The organism is Phenylobacterium sp. LjRoot97 (assembly GCF_964254345.1).
Lineage (GTDB): Bacteria > Pseudomonadota > Alphaproteobacteria > Caulobacterales > Caulobacteraceae > Phenylobacterium.
The window spans coordinates 1,869,276-1,887,488 of sequence record NZ_CAXUTH020000001.1 but is presented as its reverse complement, the minus strand read 5'-3'; the positions used below and the strand labels follow the sequence as shown (position 1 = coordinate 1,887,488).

Genomic DNA, 18,213 nt, shown 5'->3' with positions numbered 1-18,213 from the left:
GCGAGCCGCCAGGACCATGACGCCCAAACTAGGGTGCTAGGCGTCGAAATCCAGGCCCACGTCGCCATAGAATTCGCGCTTGTCGGCCCAGCGCTCGTCGACTTTCACGTGCAGGAACAGGTGCACCGGCCGGTCGAACAGCTCGATCAGCTCCTCGCGCGACTTCTGGCCGATCCACTTCAGGGTCTGGCCGTTCTTGCCCAGCACGATGGGGCGCTGGCTTTCGCGTTCGACATAGATCGACTGCTCGATGCGCACCGAGCCGTCCTTGCGCTCCTGGAACGCCGTGGTCTCGACAGCGGCGGCGTAGGGCAATTCCTCGTGGACGCGCAGGAACAGCTTCTCGCGCGTGATCTCGGCGGCCAGCAGCCGCGCCGGCAGGTCGGCGGTCTGCTCCTCCGGATAGAGCCAGGGGCTCTCCGGCATCAGTTCGGCCAGCCGCGCCTTCAGGTCGTCCACGCCCTGGCCGTCAGCGGCCGAGATCATGAACACCTCGGTGTAGACCCCAGTCTCGAACAGCCGCTGCGCCAGACCCAGCAGCCGTTCGCGCTTGAGGCCATCGATCTTGTTGAGCGCCAGGATCACCTTCTTGCCGGCGGTCTTCAGGCCCTCGACGATGGTCTGCACGTCGGCGGCCGAACGCTTGTCGGCCGACTTGGCGCCCGGCTCGTCGGCGGCCAGTTCGGCCTGCACGTCGACCAGGTGGACGGTGACGTCGGCTTCGTCCGCCCCGCCCCAGGCCGAACGCACCATCGCCCGGTCCAGCCGGCGGCGCGGCGAGAAGATGCCGGGGGTGTCGACCAGCACGATCTGCGACTCGCCCGCCATGGCGACGCCGCGCACGGGGAACCGCGTGGTCTGGACCTTCTGGGTCACGATCGTGACCTTGGCCCCGACCAAGCGGTTGGTCAGGGTCGACTTGCCCGCATTCGGGGCTCCGATAATCGCGGCGAAGCCGGCGCGGGTGGTCATTGAGGTCCTTCGCGTTTGAGCAGCATCACCGTGGCCGCGGCCTTTTCGGCCTCCTGACGGGAACGGCCTTCGGCAAGTTCGGGTTCATAGTCGCCCACGGTCACCGACACGGTGAACGAGGGAGCGTGGTCAGGGCCTTCGCGCCCGACCACCTTGTAGAGCGGCAGCGGCATGCCGCGACCCTGCGCCCATTCCTGGAGCTGGGTCTTGGGATCCTTGATCTGCGGCGCGTCCAGGCGCTCGAACTCCTCGGCCCAGAACTCCAGGAAGAAGGCGCGGGCGGCCTCAAGGCCATCGTCGATATAGATCGCCCCGATCAGCGCTTCGCAGGCGTCGCCCAGCACGGTGTCCTTGTCGCGCGCGCCGATCTTGCTGGCGCTCGGCGCCATGCGCAGCGCGGAGGGCAATCCGATCCGCCGGGCGACCCTGGCGCAGGCGTGATAGTTGACGAGCCCGGCCATCAGCCGACTCATCTCCCCTTCCCGCGCCTCTGAGTTCAGGGCCATCAGCCGCTCGGCCGCGAGGAGGTTCAGCACCCGGTCGCCCAGGAACTCCAGCCGCTCGTAGTGGCGGACCTTCAACGCGCCGTCGCCGACGCTGGCATGCGTCAGCGCGCGCTCCAGAAGCTCGCGGTCGTGGAAGACGTGGCCGATGCGGCCTTCCAGTTCGGCGACCGCGACTTCTCGTCTGTTCATTGGAGGATGTTGAAGAACCGGCTGGGCCGGGCGTTCATGACCCAGGTCCAGGGCTTGAACAACGACGCTCCCGGGTTCCAGGACAGCAGGATGATCTGCGCCTTGCCGACCAGGTTCTCAGCCGGGACGAAGCCCACCCCGATCTCGGCCGGCACGCGGCTGTCGAGCGAGTTGTCGCGGTTGTCACCCATGAAGAAGTAGTGGCCTTCGGGCACCACGAAGGTCGGCGTGTTGTCGACGTCGCCATCGGGACCGAAATCATAGGTGATGAAGGTGCGGCCGCCCGGCAGCGTCTCCTGGAAGCGCTGGACGTTGCGGGTGAAGCCGTAGCCGGAATCGATCATCACCGGCGGCAGTTCCTTGTCGACGACTTCCTTGCCGTTGATCCACAGGCGGCCCTGGCGCATCTGCACCCGGTCGCCCGGCACGCCGATCAGCCGCTTGATGTAGTCGGTGCGGCCGTCGCGCGGCAGCTTGAAGACGATGATGTCCCCGCGCTCGGGCTTTTGCTCCATGATCCGGCCCTTGAACAGCGGCGGGCTGAACGGGATCGAATGGCGCGAATAGCCGTAGGAGAACTTCGAGACGATGATGTAGTCGCCTTCCAGCAGCGTCGGCTCCATCGAGGCCGACGGGATCGTGAACGGCTGGAAGAACAGGACGCGCAGGAACAGCGCGATCAGCAGCGCGTAGGCGACGGTCTTCACGATCTCTACGAAATCGTTCACCCCGCTGGCCTTTTCGGAAGCGGTCTCGGCGCGGTCGGTCATCTTCAATCCTTAGCCCGAAGCAGCGGACAGTTCGCCTAGCTAGACGTTGCATTGGCCTTGAGCAAGCGCGCGACAGAGGACTCTCCTCGTGGCGCGATACGGCCATTTTGCGGCCGATCAAGCAAACTCCAGGCCAGCATTGAGCTTTCCTTCGCGCCGGCCCCTGCGACGAGATATCCAACGCCGCTGACGGGCCCCGCAACTTTCCTGCATTGTCCGCCGCGCGTGCGGGAGTATCACGCGCTCATGACTCGTCCAGGCCTGCCGCTGCCCCATGTGCTGCTCGCCCTCGCCGTCGTCGCGGTGTGGGGCACCAACTTCGTGGTCATCCGCATCGGCCTCGACCATCTGCCGCCGCTGACCTTCGCGGTGCTGCGCTTCACCTTCGCGCTGCTGCCGGCGGTGTTCTTCCTCAAGAAGCCGGCCGTGCCGTGGAAGAACCTCGCCGCCTATGGGGTGCTGATCGGCGCGGGCCAGTTCGGCCTGCTCTACATCGCCATCAACGGCTTCATCTCGCCAGGCCTGGCGTCGCTGGTCGTGCAGACCCAGGTGTTCTTCACCATCGGCCTCGCCATGTGGCTGGCCAAGGAACGCCTGCGCAGCTTCCAGGTCGTGGCCCTGGCTCTGGCCGCCGTCGGGCTGCTGGTCATCGTCAGCCACAACACCGACGCCTCGGTCACTCCGCTCGGCCTGGCCCTCGTGCTGGCCGCCGCGGCCAGCTGGGCGGGCGGCAACGCGTTCTCCCGCGCCGCGGGTCAGGTCAACATGCTGGCCTACGTGGTCTGGGCCAGCCTGTTCTCGGTGCCGCCGCTGCTGGTCCTGGCGCTGGTCTTCGAAGGCCCGACCGCGATGATCGAGGGCGTCCGCGCCGCCGACGCCGCCACCTGGGCCGCGGTGCTCTGGCAGTCGGTCGGCAACACCCTGTTCGGCTATGCCGCCTGGGGCTGGCTGCTGTCGCGCCACCCCGCCGCGACCATCACGCCGATGGCCATGCTGGTCCCGGTGTTCGGCATGGGCGCTTCGGCCGTGTTCCTCGGCGAGAGCCTGCCCGGCTGGAAGCTGCTCGCCGCCGCCCTGGTGATGAGCGGCTTGGCGCTGAATATCTTCTGGCCGCGCCTGGAACGGCGTCTCGTCCGCGCCTAGCTTTCCAGGCGAGGAGATCGCCCATGCCCGAGCGCACGACCGTCGACGCCTTCACCGCCCAGGTCCTCTCCGGCGACCATGTCGGGGCCATCCGCGACTGGTACCACGACGATGCCTCCATGCAGGAGAACCAGGGCGAGCCGCGCGTCGGGCGCGATCTGCTGATGGACGGCGAGACCCGCACTCTCGCCCGCGTGGAACGCGTCGAGACCGAACTCCTGGCCCCGCCGCTGGTCGACGGCGACACCGTCGTGATCCGCTGGCGCTTCACCTTCGTCCCGCACGAAGGACCGTCCAAGGCCATGGAGGAAGTCGCGTGGCAGACCTGGCGCGGCGACAGGATCGCCCGCGAGACGTTCTTCTACGACCCGCGTCAGATGGCCTGACTACTCCGGCACCGCCTCGATGATCACGAAGGCCTGCGCGTAGGGGTGGTCGTCGGTCAGCGACAGGTGGATCACCGCCTTGTGGCCAGGCGGCGTCATCTTGGCGAGCCGCTCGGCTGCGCCGCCGGTCAGCGCCATGGTCGGCTGGCCCGAACGCATGTTGACCACGCCCATGTCACGCCAGAACACCCCGGCCCGCAGGCCGGTGCCCAGCGCCTTGGCGCAAGCTTCCTTGGCCGCGAACCGCTTAGCGTAGCTCGACGCCCGGTCCGGCTTGCGCTCCGACCGCGTCCGCTCGATCTCGGTGAAGATGCGGTTGGTGAATCGTTCGCCGAACCGCTCCAGCGTCTCGGCGACGCGGCGGATGTCGGACAGGTCGGAGCCGATGCCGATGATCACGCCGCTTTCCCCACCCGCGCCTCGTCCATCAGCGCGCGCATGCGATGGATGGCCGGCGACAGGCCCACGAAGATCGCCTCACCGATCAGGAAGTGGCCGATGTTCAGCTCCATGACTTCCGGGATCGCCGCGATCGGCTTGACGGTCTCGTAGTCGATGCCGTGGCCGGCATGGACTTCCAGCCCCAGCCGCCCGGCTTCAGCTGCGGCGACGCGCAGGCCTTCCAGCAAAGCCGGGGCCGCGGGCGAGCGCTCGCGCACGGCGTCACAATAGGCCCCGGTGTGGAACTCGACCACCTGTGCGCCCATCGCCTTGGCGGCCGCCGCCTGGGCCGGATCGGCGTCGATGAAGCACGAGACCCGCACGCCGGCGGCGACGAGCTTGCTGACCACCGGGGCGATGTGGTTGTGCCCGCCGACCACGTCGAGCCCGCCTTCGGTCGTGCGCTCCTCGCGCCGCTCGGGCACCAGGCAGGCCGCATGCGGCAGGTGAGCCAGGGCGATGGCTTCCATCTCCTGCGTCACCGCCATCTCGAAGTTCAACGGCCGGCCGCGCTTACGGGTGATCGCCGCCAGCGCTTCGATGTCGGCGTCCGAGATGTGGCGCCGGTCCTCGCGCAGGTGGGCGGTGATGCCGTCCGCGCCCGCGGCGATGGCCAGTTCGGCCGCCCGCACAGGATCGGGATAGCTGCTGCCACGGGCGTTCCGGATGGTCGCCACGTGGTCGATGTTCACGCCCAGCCGCAGCTTGCTCACTTGCTCAGTCTCCGGCTGCCGGGATCCTCGACCGGGATCGCCGCCAGCTCTGGCGGCAGCTGGTCGGCCGGATAGGCCGGCACGTCCAGCCGGGCCAGGGCCACGAACGGCGCGCCGGGGTCGGCCCGGCCGCCCGAGCGGTCGACGATGCAGGCCGCGACCACGACATTGCCGCCGGCCTTCTTGATGGCTTCCACGCACTCGCGCGACGACAGGCCGGTCGAGACGATGTCCTCGACCATCGCGATCCGGGCGCCCGGCGGAATCTCGAACGCCCTGCGCAGCTTGAACTCGCCGCCCTCGCGCTCGACGTACATCGACGGAACGCCCAGCTGCCGCGCGGTCTCGTAGCCCGGGATGATCCCGCCCACGGCCGGCGAGATGCAGAGATCGACCTCGCCCACCGCTTCCTTGATCTTCTCGGCCAGCGCCTTGCACAGCCGCGCGGTGCGCTCCGGATACTGGAACACCAGGTTTTTCTGCAGGAACGTCCCGGAGTGCAGGCCGCTCGACAGCACGAAATGGCCTTCGCGCAGCGCGCCCGAGGCGCGGAATTCTTCCAGGACGTCTTCAGTGTTCATGTCGGGTCTCCTGACCTTGCGGATTACCCAACGCCCGGCATGCTGTCATCGACCAATTCGCGTCGGGAGGACGGACCGGTGAAGCTGTTCCAAACCTATGACTCGCCATTCCCCAGTCGGGTGCGGCTGCTGCTCTACGCCAAAGGGATCGAGGTCGAGATCATCCATCCGCCCGGCTTCGGCGCCTCGGAGGAAACCAAGGCCGAGTATTTGAAGGTCAATCCTATCGGCCGGGTGCCGACCCTGGTGCTCGACGACGGCCGGGCCCTGCCCGAGTCCGAGGTGATCTGCGAATACCTCGAGGACGCCTATCCTGAGGCCGCCCTGCGGCCCGCCGATCCCTGGGGGCGGGCGCAGATGCGGTTGCTGTCGCGCATCTGCGACTTCTACGTGGTCATGGCCATGGTCCCGCTCTTCACTCTGGCCGGCCGTTCTCGCCGCCACTGGGAGCCGGCCGTGGTCGAGGCCGCCGCCGGCAAGCTGGCCGAAGCCCTGGCCTATCTTGACGAGTTCATCGGCGCCGACGGCTACGCGGTGGGCACGGGGCTTACCCAGGCCGACGGCGCCATCGCCCCGCAGCTGGTGCTGGCGAGCGAGTGGATCCCCAGCGTCTTCGGCACGCCCGACCCGCTCGACGCCCTCCCCCGCCTGGCCGCCTACTGGCAAGCCATCCAGACCGATCCGATCGTCGCCCGCATCCTCGACGAGACCCGTCAGGGCATCGTGGTGCAGCAACAGACGGCGCGCGATCGCGCGGCCAAGGCGGTCTGACGGGCGCCGCCAGGAGTTGAACTCAGGCGTTCGTCTCGCCACATGAGCGCCACGAACCGGCCGCAGATAACGGCGTCGTGCGGATTCGGTTCGGTGTTCAAAACAGGTTTGGGTGGCGGTGATGCGTAGCAAGGTCCTTCTCGCAGGGGCGCTCGGCGTGGTCGTCATATCCACCGCATCCCTGGCCGCAGAAGCCGCCGCCGCGACCCGCCACCCGGTCGTGCTCGACCGCTTCGTCTACGGCGCCGAGGCCTGGGGCCGCTGGGGCCTGCAGCGCATCAAGCCTGGCCGCCTGACCGAGGTGACGCGGCTGGTGCGTTGGACCTTGTCCCTGCGCCACCAGAGGATCGATATCTGCAGCATCAAGATCTTCTGCCGACCCAAACCGGCCGAAGAGGTCAAGACCGCCGAGGCGGCCCAGCCGAAGCCGAAGGGCGCGGGCCGCATCTCGCCCGGGCTGCCCGCCCGCGTCCACTACGGCGCGCCCTAGGCTTCGAACCCCGTCAGATCGGGCCGCCGGTCGTTCCAGCCGGACACCGCCTCGTAGGCCGCCGCCAGGGCGACGACGCTGACCTCGTCGGCCATCCGCCCCATGATCTGCAGGCCGGCCGGCAGGCCCGCGCCGGTCAGCCCCATCGGCACGCTGGCGGCCGGCAGGTCGAGATAGTTGCCGGCCCGGGTCAGGGCCGAGAACGGCGAGGCGGTCTCTTCCACATCGTCGATCGGCGGCGCCGGGATCGGCAGGGTCGGCGACAGCAGAGCGCTATAGGGCGCCATCCAGTCCTGGAACTCCCGCTGGTCGGCCGCTCGCCGCGCCAGCGCTTGGCCCAACTGCGCGTCGGTGACATCGCGCCCGCCTTCGAACCGCTTGACCACCCAGCGGTCCATGACCTCGCCGTTGGCCGCGATGTGCGCGCCGCGCACGCGCCAGCCCTCGGCCGCCATCAGCCAACCGTTCGGGATGAAGTAGTCGGCGAACGGCCGCGGCGTGCGGGCGGTCTCGATCTCCACGCCCAGCTCCGCCAGGCGCCCAATGGCGGTTCGATAGAGCTCGGCGACCTGCGGGTCGATCGTCGGCATCGCCTCCATGGGCAGCACGGCGACCTTCCAGCCCCGCACGTCGCTCGCGAGCGCAGCGGCTGCGTCGAACCGCGGCCGCACCGCGCCGCCGCCGTCCGGACCCGAGATGATCTCCAGCACCCGCGCGGCGTCGGCGACCGAGCGCGCCAGCGGCCCCAACGTGTCGAGGCTGGGCGCCAGGTCGTGCACGCCCTGCGTTGAGACCAGGCCGCGCCCCGGCTTTAGGCCGACCACGCCGCAGGCCGCCGCCGGGATCCTGATCGAGCCGCCGGTGTCGGTGCCCAGCGCCACGTCGCAGAGCCCCGCCGCGACCGCCACCGCCGAGCCGCTGGACGAGCCGCCTGGCGCTCGATGCACCGTTGCGTCCCAGGGGTTCCACGGCGCGCCGACCGAGCGGTTCGTGCCCCAGCCGCCGAAGGCCAGCTCCACCGTGTGGGTCTTGCCGACGGCCGCGTAGCCGGCGTCCAGCAGCCGCTGCACCGCCACGGCGTGCTGCGCCGGCGCGACGTCCAGCGGAACCACGCCGCCCCCGCCGGTCGGGACGCCGGCCACGTCGATCAGATCCTTGATCGCGAAGGTCGGTCCGCCGCCTGCGCCGAGCGACGGGTCGAACACCTGGGTGAAGGCGTGCAGCCGCGCGCCCAGCCGGCGCCGTTGGTCGATGCTCACCACGTCCAGCTCCAGTCATTGGCGCTCACCCGGCAGCCGCCGTCGCTCCAGCCGGTCCAGCCGCGCCCGCGCACCACCTGACCGCCCAGTTGTCCCGTCGGCTCGCCGTCCTTCAGCGCCTGCTTGCCGTTGACGAACACGTCGCTGACCCCGACCGCGAACTGCTTGGGCTGCTCGTAGGTCCCGACGTCGCCGATCGTGGCCGGATCGAACACCACCACGTCGGCGTAATAGCCCGCCTTCAGCATCCCGCGGTCCTTCAGCCCCAGGTTCTGGGCCGGAAACGCCGACAGCCGGCGCACGGCGTCGGCGAGGCTGGTGGTCTTCTCCTCGCGCACGTACTTGCCCAGCAGCCGCGCAAAGTTGCCGTAGGCGCGCGGATGGGTGCTCGACTTCAGGAACACCCCCTCCGGCGCCTGGGCCGAGGCGTCCGATCCGAAGCTCATCCACGGCAGCGCCGTCTGGCGCGCCACGTTCTGCTCGGACATCAGGAAGTAGACCACCTGCACCCGGCTGCCGTCCTCGATCACCAGGTCGATGGCCGCGTCCTCGGGCGAGACGCCGCGTTCCTTGGCCACCTGCGCCAGGGTCTTGCCGGTCAGCCCCTTCATCGCCGGGTTCTTGAAGCCGACCAGCAGCGTCCCCTCGGCGCCGGCATGGCGGTAGAGGTTCTCGAAGTCCGGCTTCTCCTGGCGCATTTCGGCGATCAGCTTGGCGCGGGTCGCCGGGTCCTTCATGCGGCCGATCCAGGTCTCCACCCCGCCGGCCTGCACCCAGGGCGGCATCGCCGCGTCCAGCCCGGTCGAACCGGCGGTGTAGGTGTACATGTCCGCCGTGATCCGGTGCCCCGCCGCGCGCGCCGCCTCGATGCGGGCGATGGCCGGATCGAGCTTGTCCCAATTGGCCTTGCCGGCCTGCTTCAGGTGATAGATCTCGGCCGGCGCGCCGGACTGCTTCGAAATCTCGATCAGTTCGTCGATGGCTTCGAGCAGCCGGTCCGCCTCCGAGCGCATATGGCTGATATAGATTCCGCCGCAGCGTCCCGCCTCGCTGGCCAGCGCCACCAGCTCCGGCGTCTCGGCATAGCTGGCGGGCGCATAGATCAGCGACGATCCGACGCCCAGCGCCCCGTCCTGCATCGCCTCCACCACCAGCTTGCGCATCGCCGCCAGCTGCTCGGGCGTGGGATCGACGTCGCCCTCGCCAAGCACGTGCTCGCGCACCGTGGCCGCGCCGACGAACGAGGCGACGTTCAGCGCCGATCCGCGCCTCGTCAGCCAGGTCAGGTATTCGTCCAGACTGGTCCAGCCGATGTCGTACTTGATGTCTCCCATGCGCTGGGTTTCCAGCCGTTTCATCTCCGGGCTCAGCGGTCCCATCGAGGTCCCCTCACCCATCACCTCCAGCGTGACGCCCTGCTTGAGGTCCGACAGCCCCCGCGGATCGGCGATCAGGCTCTCGGTCGCCCAGGACAGCATGTTGATGAAGCCCGGCGACACCGCCTTGCCCCTGGCGTCGATCTCGGTGCGCGCGCTCTCGGGCGCCTTCATAGGCGATGCGGTCCTCGGCGATGGCCACCTCGCCCTTGAACGGCGCCTGGCCCGAGCCGTCATAGATCTGCGCGTTGCGGATCAGCACGTCGTAAGCCGGGGGCGAACTCGCCTGGGCGGTGGTGGCGAGCAGGACGGCGGCGAGCGCGAGCGGCTTGTGCATGTCGTACATGTGACGGGAGAATCCACGCCGTGTCAGGCCCCGCAGAACGGGCGTCGTGAGAATTGTTCTACCTGACCGGGAACCCGCGCGCGCCGTGCGCAGTTGTATGCATGTCTACGGACAGCCCGATCCCCGAAACGCAAACTCGAGATCGGCTCAAAGCCCAGGAGTGCTGACCGGCCTCCTGGGCTTTTCACGTCGGCTTCGTCCGCCAGCTGATTTTTGTCGTCCATCCCGGAACCCGACGACACGCTCGCCCGTTGATCAGACGGTTGGAGATGAAAATCGAAAACCAGCCCGACAAATCAGCCAGCAATGGAAAACGATAGTCGGACTTGAAGCCCGGCGGGTCCTCGACCCCCGGGCTTCGCTGTTTTGGGGTCCACGCCTGCGCCCTAGGAACACCCGCCGCCTCCGGCCGTTTGCCGCAGAGGCCGGCCCGCGTCGCCGGCTCCCCCAGGTACGGAGTCCCGACATGAAAGTCGCCGATTGCATGACCCGCAACGTCAAGATGGCCAGCCCGCAGGAGACCTTGCGCGACGCCGCGCGGATGATGGCCGAACTCGACGCCGGCATCCTTCCCGTCGCCGACGGCGACCGGCTGGTCGGCATGATCACCGACCGCGACATCTGCGTGCGCGGCATCGCGCTGGGCAAGGGTCCGGACGCCAAGGTCGCCGAGGTGATGAGCCGCGAGGTCAAATATTGCTTTGACGACGACGACAGCGACGCCGTCCTGCGCAACATGGGCGACATCCAGGTGCGCCGCTTGCCCGTGCTCAACCGCGACAAGCGGCTGATCGGCATCGTGTCGCTGGCCGACTTGGCCTCCATCGGCCAGACCTCGCGCACCGGCGAGGCGCTCGGCGGCATCGTCCGGCCCGGCGGCGAACACTCGCAATCGGTCCACTGATCCAGGGCGGCGCTCGGCGAGCGCCGCTCCCTCAGCCCTTGGCGCGGTCGACCGTCTCGATACTGGGATAGGCGCGCAACGCCGCGGCGATGTTGGTCAGGTGCCGGGCGTCCTTCACTTCGACGTCGAAGTCGACGTCGAAGAAATCTGACTGCCGTCGATGCATGCGCAGGTTGACGATATTGCCGCCGGCCTCGCCGATCGCCGTGCAGGCCTGGCCCAGCACGCCCGGCGCATTGCGGATCGTCGCCGTCAGCTTGGACAGCGTCACCGTGTTGCGCTCGGCCTCCGGCGTCCATTGCAGGTCGCGCCAGAGCTCCTCGCGGTCCTCGAACTCGGCCAGACGCGCGCAGTCGATGGTGTGAACGGTCAGGCCGGTGCCGTCCGGCTCCAGAATGCCGACGATGCGGTCGCCCGGCACCGGCGTGCAGCACTGGCCGAAGTTCAGCGATACGCCCGGCGTCAGTCCGCCGCCGCGCACATAGAGCCGCGCGCCCTTGCCGCCCTCGATCCTGCGCGTCGCCGCCGCCGCTTCGCGCTCAGCCGCCTTCAGGCCGGGGAAGATCACGTCCAGCACCTGGGTCGGCGCGATGCGCCCGCGCCCGACCAGCTCGAACAGGTCTTCCTCGTTCGGGACCGCAAAGCGCTCCAGCGACGGCTTCAGCACCACGTCCTTGCGCGACTTTCCGGCCCGCTCGAAGGTCTGGTCGAGGCTCGCCCGTCCCAGCCGCACGAACTCGTCGCGCTCGGTCTGGCGGATATGTCGGCGGATCGCCGAACGCGCGCGCCCGGTGACGGTCAGCGAGCGCCAATCCGGCGGCACCACCGGCTTCGGGCCGCGGATCACCTCGACCACGTCGCCGTTCTGCAAGGTCGTGCGCAGCGGCTTCAGCTCGCCGTTGATCTTCACCCCGATGCAAGTGTCGCCGACGTCCGTGTGGACGGCATAGGCGAAGTCCAGCGGCATCGCCCCGCGCGGCAGGCTCACCAGCCGCCCCTTGGGCGTGAACACGAAGACCTGGTCGAGATACATCTCGAGCTTGGCGTGCTCGACCAGTTCCTCGACGTCGCCGCCGTGCTCCAGCACCTGGACCAGGTGGCGCAGGTTGACCAGCGGGTCGCGCCCGCCGCCGGCGGCCTGATCTTCCGGATCGAAGCCGTAGGACGAGTTCTTGTAGCGCCAGTGGGCCGCCACGCCGTCCTCGGCGATCCGGTCCATGGTCTCGGTGCGGATCTGCATCTCGATCCGCATGCCCTTCGGGCCCACCACCGTCGTGTGCAGCGAGCGGTAGTTGTTGCGCTTGGGCGTCGAGATGAAGTCCTTGAACCGCTCGGGCACGCTCGGCCAGGCGCGATGGATCACCCCCAGGGCCGCATAGCAGTCGGCCTCGGTGTCGACGATCACCCGGAACGCGTAGATGTCGGAAAGCTGAGAGAATCCAATCGATTTGCGCTGCAACTTGCGCCAGATCGAATAGGCGTTCTTTTCACGTCCGAAGACTCGCGCCGGAATACCCGCCGTTTCCAGCTTGGCGGCGATTTCGCCGGAGACGATCGAGACCGCCGCCCCCTGCTCGATCCGCAGCGCTTCCAGCCGCCGGCCGATGGCGTCGCGCGCCACCGGGTTCAGATGCTCGAAGCACAGCTCTTCCAGCTCGGTGCAGATGCGGTGACAGCCGATCGACCGCGCCAGCGGGGCATAGATGTCCAGCGTCTCGCGCGCGATCCGCTCGCGCTTGGCCGGGCTGGAGATGTAGTGCAGCGTCCGCATGTTGTGCAGGCGGTCGGCCAGCTTGACCATCAGGACGCGCACGTCCTTGGAAATCGCCAGGATGAACTTGCGCAGGTTCTCGGCCTGCTTGGTCCGCTCGCTGTTCAGTTCAAGCTTGGTGAGCTTGGTCACCCCCTCGACCAGCTCGGTGATCTCGGGGCCGAACAGGCCGCGGATGTCGTCGGGCGTGACCGGAGTGTCCTCGATCACGTCGTGCAGCAAGGCGGTGACGATGGTGGCGGTGTCCAGCCGATAGTCGGTCAGGATTCCCGCCACCTCGATCGGGTGGGCGAAATAGGGGTCGCCGGACGCGCGCTTCTGCGACCCATGCATGCGCATGGCGTAGACATAGGCGCGGTTCAACACCGCCTCGTCGGCGGTCGGGTCGTACGAGCGGACCTTCTCGATCAGCTCGTACTGGCGAAGCATCTTCGGCCGCTGCTTGGCGACCGGCGCATCGTTCTTATCGGCGGGCGGTTGTTGAGGCGCCGCCGTGACGGTGAGGGGTTCTGCGCCTTCCGGGCTCAGTACCGCTCCTCCTGGCCGCCGTCACGGTCGCTCTGAAGCGCGCGGACCAGTTCCAGCTCGCTCATCTGCATGTGGGTCGGATCCGCCAGCAGGGCCAGGGTTTCGGCCTCTTCCTCGGCTTCCGAACGCTCGTCGACGCGCTGCAGCGTGCCGATCAGGTTTTCCCGCAGTTCCTCGGCGTCCACCACGTCGTCGGCGATTTCGCGCAGCGACACGACGGGGTTCTTGTCGTTGTCGCGGTCGACCAGCAGCGGGGCGCCGGCCGAAATGGCTCGGGCGCGATGCGCCGCCAACAGCACGAGGCTGAAGCGGTTGGGAACCTTCTCGACGCAATCTTCGACGGTGACGCGGGCCATGGAATCCTCAGAGCGGCGGTAGAACCGAACAAAATAGAGGCTTCGCGGCGATTGTGCAACGCCGCATGGCCAGCTGGCGGCGGGTTAGATGCCGCAGAGCCCGGCTTCGCGCAGCACGTCGTCCGTGGTTTCGAAGATCGCGCTCGGCCGCTGCGCCTGCAGGATCTCGGGCGTCGCATAGCCCCAGGTCACCGCCCCGGCCGCCAGCTTCACCTTCCGCGCCGCCTCGATGTCGCGCACCTCGTCCCCGACGCTCAGCACATCGGCGTCGGCTACGCCCGCCGCGCGGATCACCTGGCGGAACTTGGCGGCCTTGCCGAAGATCGACGCGCCGCAGCCGAAGTGCGCGACCAGGCCGGCCAGTTCGGCCCCCAGCACCCGGCGCACCACCGCCTCGCTGTTCGAACTCACGATTGCCACCTTCACGCCGCGCGCGGACAGGCGACGCAGCATGTCGGCGACCCCGGGAAACAGGTCGATCGAAGGCGCGGCCTCGGCCGCCAGCTTGCGCATGTGCGCGGCGATGAACGGCAGCTTCCAGGGGCTGACCTTCAGGGCCCGCATGATCTCGCGGCTCGGCCGGCCGCGCAGCCGCGCCATTTCGGCGAGGTCGATCTCGCGGAAGCCATAGCGCCGCGCCACGCCATTGAGCGCGCTCGCGAACCAGGCCGCGCTGTCGGCCAACGTGCCGTCGAAGTCGAAGATGATGAGCCGATAGCCCACGGGACGTTCCTGCCGCCTCGAAAGGGGGCGGGCCGTAAACCCGCATGACGCGTGCGTCAACTTCGCGCGCGCGCCTGCGACCTTAAAGCGGGGTCGCGTCCAGCCCGACCGTGGCGCTGGCCGCCAGCTCCGCCGCCGTGCGCCCCAGCACCGGATGGCGCCAATCCGGCGCGATCTGCGCCAGCGGCCCCATCACGAACAGGCGCTCGTGCGCCCGCGGGTGCGGCAAGGTCAGCTCGGGGTCGTCGGAGACGATTCGGCCATGCGCGATGAGGTCCAGATCGAGGGTGCGCGGAGCATTCCGGACGCTGCGCGTACGGCCGAATTCGTTCTCCAGCATGAACAACGTTCGGATAAGCGCTTGGGGCGAAAGCCGAGCCTCGACAACCACAACGCCGTTGCGATACTCCTGAGTGCTCGGGTCGGGCCAGGCGGCGGAACGCCACCAGGACGACCGACGCAGGATGGGCAATCCCGCCTCCGCGAAACGAGCGAGCGCCGCCTCGAGAAGGGCTTCGGACGATCCATAGTCGCCGGCGACATTTCCGCCCAAGGCGACAACCGCAGCATCGTTCGGATCTACGCCCAGAGACATTTTCGCAGGATTATTCGCACTCATGACGTTCTACCCCACGGACAGGCTGGCGCTCTTCATTGACGGAGCGAACCTGTACTCCGCCGCCAAGGGGCTCGGCTTCGATATCGACTATCGCAAGCTGCTGGAAGAGTTCCGCAGCCGCGGCGTGCTGGTGCGGGCCTACTACTACACCGCCCTGGTCGAGGATCAGGAGTATTCGCCGATCCGCCCGCTGGTCGACTGGCTCGACTACAACGGCTTCCGCCTGGTGACCAAGCCGGCGCGCGAATACACCGACGCCCAGGGCCGCAAGCGCTGGCGCGGCGATATGGACGTCGAGATCGCCGTCGACATGATGGAGATGGCCGCCCACGCCAATCACCTGGTGCTGTTCTCGGGCGACGGCGACTTCCGCGTCCTGGTCGAAGCGGTTCAGCGCCGCGGCGCCCGCGTCACCGTGGTCTCCACCGTCAAGTCGCAGCCGCCGATGGCCTCCGACGACCTGCGCCGCCAGGCCGACAACTTCGTGGATCTGGCCGACCTCGCCGACATCATCGGCCGGCCCTCGCGGCTGCCGCGCTTCATCCAGGAAAGCCGCGCCGCGCGCGACGAACACGACGTCGACGCCGAACTCTGATGTCGGTGGAACTCTGGGGCGCTGAACCGCCCCGCGACTGCCCGCTGTGCCCGCGTCTGGTCGCCTATCGCCAGGCGAACGCAGCCCAGAATCCCGATTGGTGGAACGGCCCTGCGCCTTCCTTCGTCCCGGTCGGCGGGCCGCAGAGCGTGCGCCTGCTGGTGGCGGGCCTTGCCCCTGGCCGCACCGGCGCCAACCGCACCGGCCGCCCGTTCACCGGCGACCACGCCGGCTGGATGCTCTACGACACCCTCTTCAAGACCGGCTTCGCCAACGACAAGTTTGACGCCCGCATCGACGACGGGCTCGAACTGTACGAGTGCATGATCACCAACGCGGTCCGCTGCGCTCCGCCCGGCAACAAGCCCGAGACCAGCGAAGAGAACACCTGCCGCCCGTTCCTGACCCAGCGGTTCAAGGACCTGCCCAACCTCAAGGTCATCGTCACACTCGGCGACGTCTCGCGGCGCAATATCCTGAAGGCCCTGGGCCTCAAGGCTTCGGCCGGCATCCCCGGTCACGGCACGGAATTCCAGGCCGGCCCTTACGTCGTGCTGAACAGCTATCACTGCTCGCGGCTCAACACGAACACCGGCCGCCTCACCGCCGAGATGTTCGAGACGGTCTTCCGCCGCGCCCGTGAACTGATCGACGCTTAGACCGGCCGGCTCCAGTAGTAATACCGCCAGGCCTTGGTGAACCCGGCGCGCCGGTAGAGGCTGCGCGCACCGGTGTTGCCTTCCTCGACCTGCAGGAACACCCGCTCCACGCCGCGCGCCAGGGCTGCGCCCGCCAAGCCCGCCAGAACGCGTCCGGCCAGCCCCTCCCCGCGCCGCGAGGCGTCGGTGCGCATGCCGTGCACGCTGGCCCAGCCGTGACCGAAGGCAGCGACGCCGACCGCCAGGGTCCGTTCGCCGTCCGATATCCCGCCATAGACCGCGTCAGGCGAACGGGTCAGCGCCGCCACCCGGCTGCGGCCGTCCGCCTCGTCGAAGCCCTCGCTCGTAAAGACGCTCGCCCAGCCCGCGTCGGGCGCGCCGGCTATGTCGGCCGCCTCGCCGCGCGCCGCGGCGATCATCCCGGCCGCGCCGCCGATCTTCACCAGGGTCGGCTGCTCGAAACCGTAGCCGCGCCGCGTCAGTTCGGCCCGGACGCTCTCCAGCCCTGGCGCGTCGGCGATCCGGAAGGCCGGCGCCAGGCCGCGCCCAGCGAACGCCGCTTCGATCCGATCGAACACGCCCAGGTCCGCCGCCAGTTCGTGGCTCAGCGGAACCGCGCTCGCCGCGCGGCGGATGGTCCCCTCGTTCAGGGCGACCAGCCAGCCGCCGATCTCCAGCACTTCGCGCGGCGCCACCGCCGCGATGGTCGCCCGTTCGATGGCCTCGACGTCAGCCACGGTCGCGCAGCAGCCGGGCCTTGTCGCGCGCCCAGTCGCGCTCGGCGGTGGCCTCGCGCTTGTCGTGCAGCTTCTTGCCCTTGGCCAAGGCGATCTCCAGCTTGGCCAGGCCCTTCTCGTTCCAATAGAGCTTGGTCGGGATGATCGTGCGGCCTTCGCGCGTCACCGCCCCGATCAGCTTGTCCAGCTGCTTGCGGTGCAGCAGCAGCTTTCGGTGCCGCCGCGGCTCGTGGTTGAAGCGGTTGGCCTGTGCGAAGGGCGGGATGTCGGCGTTGATCAGCACGACCTCGTCGCCCTCGACCGAGGCGTAGGACTCGGCGATGTTGGCCCGGCCGGTGCGCAGCGACTTGACCTCCGATCCAGTCAGGACCAGGCCCGCCTCGAAGGTCTCCTCGAGGAAGTAGTCGTACCGCGCGCGGCGGTTCTCTGCGATCAGCTTTCCGGTCATCAGATGACGCCGGCTTCCCTCATCCCGGCCAGGACCTCGACGCGCGAGGCTTCCGACGCCGGCACGATCGGCAGGCGCGCGTCCTCGGCGCAGAGGCCGAGATGCGAGAGCGCGAACTTGGTCGGGGCCGGCGAGGCGTCCGTGAACAGCGAGCGATGCAGGCGGAACAGGCGATCTTGCCAGTAGAGCGCCGTCTTCCAGTCGTCGCCCATGGCGGCGTTGTAGAAGGTGGCGCACAGGTCCGGGGCGATGTTGGCGGTCACCGAGATGCAGCCGTGCCCGCCGTGGGCCATGTAGCCCAGCGCGGTCAGGTCGTCGCCCGACAGCAGCACCCAGTCGTCGCCGCACAGCTGGCGCTGCACGGTGGCGCGGGTCATGTCGGCGGTCGCGTCCTTGATGCCGACGATGTTGGGCAGCTTGGACAACCGGCCCAGGGTGTCGTTGCTGATGTCCACCGACGTGCGTCCGGGCACGTTGTAGACCAGCACCGGCAGCTGAACCGCCTCGTTGATCGCCGCATAGTGGGCGTAGAGGCCCTCCTGGCTCGGACGATTGTAGTAGGGCGTCACCACCAGGGCGGCGTCCGCGCCGATGGTCTTGGCGTGCTGGACCAGCTCGATCGCCTCTTCGGTGGAGTTCGACCCCGCGCCGGCGACGACCGGCACGCGGCCGGCGGCGGTCTTCACGGCCAGCTCGACCACGCGGCGGTGCTCGTCATGCGAAAGGGTCGAGGTCTCGCCTGTCGTGCCCACGGGCACGATGCCGTGGACTCCGCCCGCGATCTGACGCTCGACGAGAGCGACGAACGCCTTCTCGTCCACCACGCCGTCGCGGAAGGGAGTCACCAGGGCAGGCATCACGCCCTTGAACAAGGAATCTGACATGGTCTGCAAAAAGCCGTGAAAGCGAGGCCAGTTGTTGCGGCCTCAT

Annotated in this window: 22 protein-coding genes; 7 read left to right on the top strand and 15 right to left on the bottom strand. The window is 68.7% G+C overall.

Annotated elements, in window-relative coordinates:
* Nucleotides 1–36: 36 nt before the first annotated feature.
* The 3 genes from era to lepB are packed head-to-tail and all read right to left on the bottom strand — an operon-like array spanning nt 37 to nt 2,437.
* Nucleotides 37–972, bottom strand: coding sequence for a GTPase Era (gene era / locus ACSQ2H_RS09470; protein WP_436061164.1), 936 nt, complete (start codon nt 970–972; stop codon nt 37–39).
* Nucleotides 969–1,667, bottom strand: coding sequence for a ribonuclease III (rnc, locus tag ACSQ2H_RS09465; protein ID WP_436061163.1), 699 nt, complete (start codon nt 1,665–1,667; stop codon nt 969–971). The genes era and rnc overlap by 4 nt, the downstream gene beginning before the upstream one ends.
* A complete protein-coding gene (lepB, locus tag ACSQ2H_RS09460) occupies nt 1,664–2,437 on the bottom strand; it encodes a signal peptidase I (protein WP_436061162.1) in 774 nt (257 codons plus the stop codon). Before lepB ends, rnc begins: the two co-directional genes overlap by 4 nt.
* Before the next feature lie 246 nt (nt 2,438–2,683).
* Here lepB and ACSQ2H_RS09455 point away from each other — a divergent pair, with 246 nt between their 5' ends.
* Nucleotides 2,684–3,580, top strand: a complete 897-nt coding sequence (locus tag ACSQ2H_RS09455) for an EamA family transporter (protein ID WP_436061161.1) — start codon at nt 2,684–2,686, stop codon at nt 3,578–3,580.
* A gap of 23 nt (nt 3,581–3,603) precedes the next feature.
* Entirely contained in the window at nt 3,604–3,966 is a 363-nt protein-coding gene (locus tag ACSQ2H_RS09450) for a nuclear transport factor 2 family protein (RefSeq protein WP_436061160.1), read from the top strand.
* Here the strand turns inward: ACSQ2H_RS09450 and acpS are convergent, their stop codons facing one another.
* Genes acpS through pyrE form a run of 3 tightly spaced genes read right to left on the bottom strand, consistent with a single transcriptional unit; the run spans nt 3,967 to nt 5,701 of the window.
* Entirely contained in the window at nt 3,967–4,365 is a 399-nt protein-coding gene (acpS, locus tag ACSQ2H_RS09445; RefSeq protein WP_436061159.1) for a holo-ACP synthase, read from the bottom strand. It abuts the gene before it with no gap.
* Complete coding sequence (locus ACSQ2H_RS09440) at nt 4,362–5,120, bottom strand: pyridoxine 5'-phosphate synthase (RefSeq protein WP_436061158.1); 759 nt, start codon at nt 5,118–5,120, stop codon at nt 4,362–4,364. Before ACSQ2H_RS09440 ends, acpS begins: the two co-directional genes overlap by 4 nt.
* On the bottom strand, nt 5,117–5,701 hold the full coding sequence (pyrE, locus tag ACSQ2H_RS09435) for an orotate phosphoribosyltransferase (protein WP_056018380.1): 585 nt from the start codon (nt 5,699–5,701) through the stop codon (nt 5,117–5,119). The genes ACSQ2H_RS09440 and pyrE overlap by 4 nt, the downstream gene beginning before the upstream one ends.
* A 78-nt stretch (nt 5,702–5,779) precedes the next feature.
* Here pyrE and ACSQ2H_RS09430 point away from each other — a divergent pair, with 78 nt between their 5' ends.
* The gene (locus ACSQ2H_RS09430) at nt 5,780–6,472 is read left to right on the top strand and encodes a glutathione S-transferase family protein (protein ID WP_436061157.1); all 693 of its coding nucleotides are present in this window, start codon (nt 5,780–5,782) and stop codon (nt 6,470–6,472) included.
* A 121-nt stretch (nt 6,473–6,593) separates the two neighbouring features.
* Nucleotides 6,594–6,962: a hypothetical protein gene (locus tag ACSQ2H_RS09425; RefSeq protein WP_436061156.1), complete on the top strand. Its 369-nt coding sequence runs from the start codon at nt 6,594–6,596 to the stop codon at nt 6,960–6,962.
* On the opposite strand, the gene ACSQ2H_RS09420 is transcribed toward ACSQ2H_RS09425, so the two are convergent.
* Complete coding sequence (locus ACSQ2H_RS09420) at nt 6,959–8,221, bottom strand: amidase (protein ID WP_436061155.1); 1,263 nt, start codon at nt 8,219–8,221, stop codon at nt 6,959–6,961. The genes ACSQ2H_RS09425 and ACSQ2H_RS09420 overlap by 4 nt on opposite strands.
* Nucleotides 8,218–9,771 (bottom strand): N-acyl-D-amino-acid deacylase family protein, encoded by a 1,554-nt coding sequence (locus ACSQ2H_RS09415; protein ID WP_436061154.1) that lies wholly within the window; start codon nt 9,769–9,771, stop codon nt 8,218–8,220. Before ACSQ2H_RS09415 ends, ACSQ2H_RS09420 begins: the two co-directional genes overlap by 4 nt.
* Nucleotides 9,772–10,409: 638 nt before the next feature.
* Between ACSQ2H_RS09415 and ACSQ2H_RS09410 the strand changes: the two genes are divergently transcribed.
* On the top strand, nt 10,410–10,847 hold the full coding sequence (locus tag ACSQ2H_RS09410) for a CBS domain-containing protein (RefSeq protein WP_436061153.1): 438 nt from the start codon (nt 10,410–10,412) through the stop codon (nt 10,845–10,847).
* Between the two features lie 31 nt (nt 10,848–10,878).
* On the opposite strand, the gene ACSQ2H_RS09405 is transcribed toward ACSQ2H_RS09410, so the two are convergent.
* The 4 genes from ACSQ2H_RS09405 to folK form a co-directional block, all read right to left on the bottom strand.
* Nucleotides 10,879–13,047, bottom strand: a complete 2,169-nt coding sequence (locus tag ACSQ2H_RS09405; protein ID WP_436061152.1) for a RelA/SpoT family protein — start codon at nt 13,045–13,047, stop codon at nt 10,879–10,881.
* A 95-nt stretch (nt 13,048–13,142) separates the two neighbouring features.
* Nucleotides 13,143–13,502, bottom strand: coding sequence for a DNA-directed RNA polymerase subunit omega (rpoZ, locus tag ACSQ2H_RS09400; RefSeq protein WP_293403461.1), 360 nt, complete (start codon nt 13,500–13,502; stop codon nt 13,143–13,145).
* 84 nt (nt 13,503–13,586) lie between these two features.
* Nucleotides 13,587–14,225, bottom strand: a complete 639-nt coding sequence (locus ACSQ2H_RS09395; protein WP_436061151.1) for an HAD hydrolase-like protein — start codon at nt 14,223–14,225, stop codon at nt 13,587–13,589.
* Nucleotides 14,226–14,307: 82 nt separating this feature from the next.
* Entirely contained in the window at nt 14,308–14,844 is a 537-nt protein-coding gene (gene folK / locus ACSQ2H_RS09390; RefSeq protein WP_436061150.1) for a 2-amino-4-hydroxy-6-hydroxymethyldihydropteridine diphosphokinase, read from the bottom strand.
* On the opposite strand from folK, the gene ACSQ2H_RS09385 reads away from it, so the two are divergent.
* Together ACSQ2H_RS09385 and ACSQ2H_RS09380 are read left to right on the top strand one after the other, a co-directional pair.
* Complete coding sequence (locus ACSQ2H_RS09385; RefSeq protein WP_436061149.1) at nt 14,843–15,439, top strand: NYN domain-containing protein; 597 nt, start codon at nt 14,843–14,845, stop codon at nt 15,437–15,439. The genes folK and ACSQ2H_RS09385 overlap by 2 nt on opposite strands.
* Entirely contained in the window at nt 15,439–16,098 is a 660-nt protein-coding gene (locus tag ACSQ2H_RS09380; protein ID WP_436061148.1) for a uracil-DNA glycosylase, read from the top strand. Before ACSQ2H_RS09385 ends, ACSQ2H_RS09380 begins: the two co-directional genes overlap by 1 nt.
* On the opposite strand, the gene ACSQ2H_RS09375 is transcribed toward ACSQ2H_RS09380, so the two are convergent.
* Genes ACSQ2H_RS09375 through dapA form a run of 3 tightly spaced genes read right to left on the bottom strand, consistent with a single transcriptional unit; the run spans nt 16,095 to nt 18,167 of the window.
* Nucleotides 16,095–16,835 carry a GNAT family N-acetyltransferase gene (locus ACSQ2H_RS09375; protein ID WP_436061147.1) on the bottom strand — a complete coding sequence of 247 codons (741 nt, stop codon included), beginning with the start codon at nt 16,833–16,835 and terminating at the stop codon, nt 16,095–16,097. The two genes, ACSQ2H_RS09380 and ACSQ2H_RS09375, sit on opposite strands and share 4 nt — an antisense overlap.
* Nucleotides 16,828–17,283 carry an SsrA-binding protein SmpB gene (gene smpB, locus ACSQ2H_RS09370; protein WP_436061146.1) on the bottom strand — a complete coding sequence of 152 codons (456 nt, stop codon included), beginning with the start codon at nt 17,281–17,283 and terminating at the stop codon, nt 16,828–16,830. Before smpB ends, ACSQ2H_RS09375 begins: the two co-directional genes overlap by 8 nt.
* Nucleotides 17,283–18,167, bottom strand: a complete 885-nt coding sequence (gene dapA / locus ACSQ2H_RS09365; protein ID WP_436061145.1) for a 4-hydroxy-tetrahydrodipicolinate synthase — start codon at nt 18,165–18,167, stop codon at nt 17,283–17,285. Before dapA ends, smpB begins: the two co-directional genes overlap by 1 nt.
* Nucleotides 18,168–18,213 lie beyond the last annotated feature (46 nt).

Excerpts from the sequence above, each read along its gene's own strand:
- ACSQ2H_RS09380 (WP_436061148.1), top strand. The coding sequence starts at position 15,439 with ATGTCGGTGGAACTCTGGGGCGCTGAACCGCCCCGCGACTGCCCGCTG.
- ACSQ2H_RS09405 (WP_436061152.1), bottom strand. The coding sequence starts at position 13,047 with ATGCTTCGCCAGTACGAGCTGATCGAGAAGGTCCGCTCGTACGACCCG.
- rpoZ (WP_293403461.1), bottom strand. The coding sequence starts at position 13,502 with ATGGCCCGCGTCACCGTCGAAGATTGCGTCGAGAAGGTTCCCAACCGC.
- ACSQ2H_RS09410 (WP_436061153.1), top strand. The coding sequence starts at position 10,410 with ATGAAAGTCGCCGATTGCATGACCCGCAACGTCAAGATGGCCAGCCCG.
- dapA (WP_436061145.1), bottom strand. The coding sequence starts at position 18,167 with ATGTCAGATTCCTTGTTCAAGGGCGTGATGCCTGCCCTGGTGACTCCC.
- ACSQ2H_RS09455 (WP_436061161.1), top strand. The coding sequence starts at position 2,684 with ATGACTCGTCCAGGCCTGCCGCTGCCCCATGTGCTGCTCGCCCTCGCC.
- ACSQ2H_RS09450 (WP_436061160.1), top strand. The coding sequence starts at position 3,604 with ATGCCCGAGCGCACGACCGTCGACGCCTTCACCGCCCAGGTCCTCTCC.
- ACSQ2H_RS09385 (WP_436061149.1), top strand. The coding sequence starts at position 14,843 with ATGACGTTCTACCCCACGGACAGGCTGGCGCTCTTCATTGACGGAGCG.
- ACSQ2H_RS09415 (WP_436061154.1), bottom strand. The coding sequence starts at position 9,771 with ATGAAGGCGCCCGAGAGCGCGCGCACCGAGATCGACGCCAGGGGCAAG.
- lepB (WP_436061162.1), bottom strand. The coding sequence starts at position 2,437 with ATGACCGACCGCGCCGAGACCGCTTCCGAAAAGGCCAGCGGGGTGAAC.
- smpB (WP_436061146.1), bottom strand. The coding sequence starts at position 17,283 with ATGACCGGAAAGCTGATCGCAGAGAACCGCCGCGCGCGGTACGACTAC.
- folK (WP_436061150.1), bottom strand. The coding sequence starts at position 14,844 with ATGAGTGCGAATAATCCTGCGAAAATGTCTCTGGGCGTAGATCCGAAC.
- ACSQ2H_RS09425 (WP_436061156.1), top strand. The coding sequence starts at position 6,594 with ATGCGTAGCAAGGTCCTTCTCGCAGGGGCGCTCGGCGTGGTCGTCATA.
- pyrE (WP_056018380.1), bottom strand. The coding sequence starts at position 5,701 with ATGAACACTGAAGACGTCCTGGAAGAATTCCGCGCCTCGGGCGCGCTG.
- rnc (WP_436061163.1), bottom strand. The coding sequence starts at position 1,667 with ATGAACAGACGAGAAGTCGCGGTCGCCGAACTGGAAGGCCGCATCGGC.
- era (WP_436061164.1), bottom strand. The coding sequence starts at position 972 with ATGACCACCCGCGCCGGCTTCGCCGCGATTATCGGAGCCCCGAATGCG.